This window comes from Chloroflexota bacterium, assembly GCA_020850535.1.
GTDB lineage: Bacteria > Chloroflexota > UBA6077 > UBA6077 > JACCZL01 > JADZEM01.
On sequence record JADZEM010000157.1, the window covers coordinates 1 to 2,631 of the forward strand.

Consider the following 2,631-nt stretch of genomic DNA (forward strand, 5'->3'; position numbering starts at 1 on the left):
CCGAGCATGCCGATCCAGACTGCGACGACCTCGACGCTGTCGCCACCGGTGACGAGGATAGACTCGGTTTCGCTCACGGCCTCGACGGTGCCGACAGCCGGGTTGATCCGGGCCAGCACGTCGCCGGCGGGGGCGTGCACCTGAATCCGGACATGCACGGCCCAGCCGGTGCGAGCCACCTCGCGCACGACGAACTCGGTGAAGTCTCCGGGGAACGGGACGGGCGCGAACCGCCGACCGCCGGGGAAGTGCAGCCGCAGCCAGTCCACCCGGTACGGCGCCCATGTGCCAGTCGCCGGGTCTTGGCCGACCAGGTACCACCGCCGCTGCCAGCCGACCAGATGGTACGGCTCGATCTCGCAACGCTCGCCCCGGTAATCGCAGCGCAACCCCTGATGGTCGCGGATCGCGGCGGCCAACTCGTTGAGCAGTCCCGGATCAACGACTGGGTCCTCGACATTCGAGTCGGTGTTCACCGGGCCGGTGCTGGTGGCCTGGCGCAGCGCGGCCAATCGGCGGCGCAGCTTGTCGGGCAGCACCTGCTCCAGCTTGGTCAGCGCCCGCCCACCAGTCTCCTCGAAGCCGGCCATCCCGGTTGCCGCCCGCAGCCCAACGGCGACGGCCACTGCTTCGTCCTCGTCCAGCAGCAGCGGCGGCAACCTGGCGCCTGCGCCAAGCCGGTAGCGGCCACCCGGCCCACGGACGGCGTCGACGGGGTAGCCGAGGTCGCGCAGCCGCGCAATGTCCTTCCGAACGGTCCGGCCGGTGACGCCAAGCTGTGCGGCGAGCTCAGCGCCAGACCAGTCGAATCGCGACTGCAGCAGCCCCAGCAAGGTCAGGAGACGAGCGGATGTCTCACGCATGGCAAGAGAATAGCGGAACGTATCGTTCCTGAATAGGTCGTAGAGTACGGATGTGCAATTGCCGGAGAGAGGAGCCATTGATGACCAACACTGCGATACCGACCCACGCCAGCGCCATCCGCCCCTTCCGCGTAGAGATTCCGCAGGCCGACCTCGACGACCTCCAGAATCGCCTCGCGCGCACCCGCTATGCTCCGCCAGCGCCCGGCGACTCCTGGGAGTACGGCACGCCGGTCTCGTACCTCAAGGACATGGTCGAGCGTTGGCAGGCCTTTGATTGGCGCGAGGTCGAGGACTGCCTCAACGCCTACCCGAACTTCATCACCGACATCGACGGGCAGCCCATCCACTTCATCCACGTCCGCTCCGGGGAGCCTGGCGCCCGGCCGTTGCTGCTGGCGCACACCTACCCGGGTTCGGTGCTGGACTACCTCGGCATGATCGCCCCGCTCGTCGATCCGGTGGCCCACGGCGGCCGCGCCGAGGACGCGTTCCATGTCGTCGTACCGTCGATGCCCGGCTTCGGCTTCTCGACCCCGCTGAATGGCGGAAGCTGGACGATGGCGCGGGTCGCCTCAGCGTACGACACGCTGATGCGGCGGCTCGGCTACGACGCGTACGGCATCCACGGGAGCGACGGCGGCGCCCTGATCTCGCGTGAACTCGCCGTGCAGAATCCCGCTGGCTTCCTGGGCGCCCACGTACTGCACCTCTTTGCCTTCCCGACCGGCGCCCCTGGTGAGATGGACGGGTTTGGCGAGAAGGAGTACGCCGCGCTCGGGCATCTGCAGTGGTTCCAGAGCGTCGGCGGGTACAACCAGATGAACGGAACGCGGCCGCAGACCATCGGAGCGGCGCTCGCGGACTCTCCCGTGGCCGTGCTGGCCTACAGCGAGCTGTTCGAGAACTTTGGCAACGGGACCAGCCTGGTGCGGCCCGAGCAGGTCCTCGCCCAGGTCAGCCTCTACTGGCTAACCAACACCTACGCAACCGCTGCCCGGTATCACTTTGAGGAGCAGCGCGCGGGGGCCGAGCCGGTAGTCAGCCAGGGCCGGATCGGTGTCGCCGTCTTCAAGGACGACTTCCAGACGATCCGGGCATTTGCCGAACGGGACAACGCGAACATCGTGCACTGGTCGGAATACCCCCGCGGTGGCCACTTCGCCGCCCTTGAGGTCCCCGACGACGTGGTCGCTGATTTGCGGATGTTCTTCGCGCAGGCGTGACGGCGCCTCAAATCAGCTCGCGGTCGCGCGCCAGCATCGTCGCCTCGGTGCGGGTGCGCGCGCCGAGTTTGCCCAGGATGTTGGAGACGTGGGTGCGCACGGTGCCCCGGCCAATGTAGAGCGCTTCGGCAATCTCCGGGTTGGAAAGCCCCTTCGCCAGCAGGCGCAGCACGTCCAGTTCGCGGGGGGTGAGGCCACCCGCATCCGGCTCTTCCGGCGCGGCTTCGGCGACCGCCATCGCCTCCGCGATGACCGAGGCCAGCGGCAGGGCGCGCCCGGCCGCGACCTCGCGCAGGTACGTGGCGTCGCCCAGGGCCGCCCGGGCGTCGCGCTCAGTTTGCAGAAAGCGCTCCCGCTCCTTGGGCCACAGGGCCGCGCCGCTGCGCTCACGCATGGCCCCGGCGGCGCCGATCAAGCGCGCCGCCTGCACGGGACGCCCGGCGCTCATGGCCACCGCAGCCAGCCCACCCACGGGGGTGGCCAGGTACCAGGTATCGCCGCCCTCGCGCAGCAGCCGGATGCTCTCGGCGTAGGTGCGCGCC

Annotated in this window: 3 protein-coding genes; 1 reads left to right on the forward strand and 2 read right to left on the reverse strand. The window is 69.2% G+C overall.

Going from position 1 to position 2,631, the window contains the following annotated elements; all coding sequences use genetic code 11:
* Nucleotides 1-863, reverse strand: an 863-nt coding sequence (locus tag IT306_22830; protein MCC7371270.1) for an HTH domain-containing protein, incomplete at its 3' end; no start/stop codon positions are given.
* A gap of 80 nt (nt 864-943) precedes the next feature.
* Between IT306_22830 and IT306_22835 the strand changes: the two genes are divergently transcribed.
* Nucleotides 944-2,089: an epoxide hydrolase N-terminal domain-containing protein gene (locus IT306_22835; protein MCC7371271.1), complete on the forward strand. Its 1,146-nt coding sequence runs from the start codon at nt 944-946 to the stop codon at nt 2,087-2,089.
* Nucleotides 2,090-2,096: 7 nt separating this feature from the next.
* Here IT306_22835 and IT306_22840 read toward each other — a convergent pair.
* Nucleotides 2,097-2,631 (reverse strand): response regulator transcription factor (locus IT306_22840; GenBank protein MCC7371272.1); only part of this gene is annotated, 535 nt, incomplete at its 5' end.

Coding starts and splice junctions, on each gene's coding strand:
- IT306_22835 (MCC7371271.1), top strand. CDS start 944: ATGACCAACACTGCGATACCGACCCACGCCAGCGCCATCCGCCCCTTC.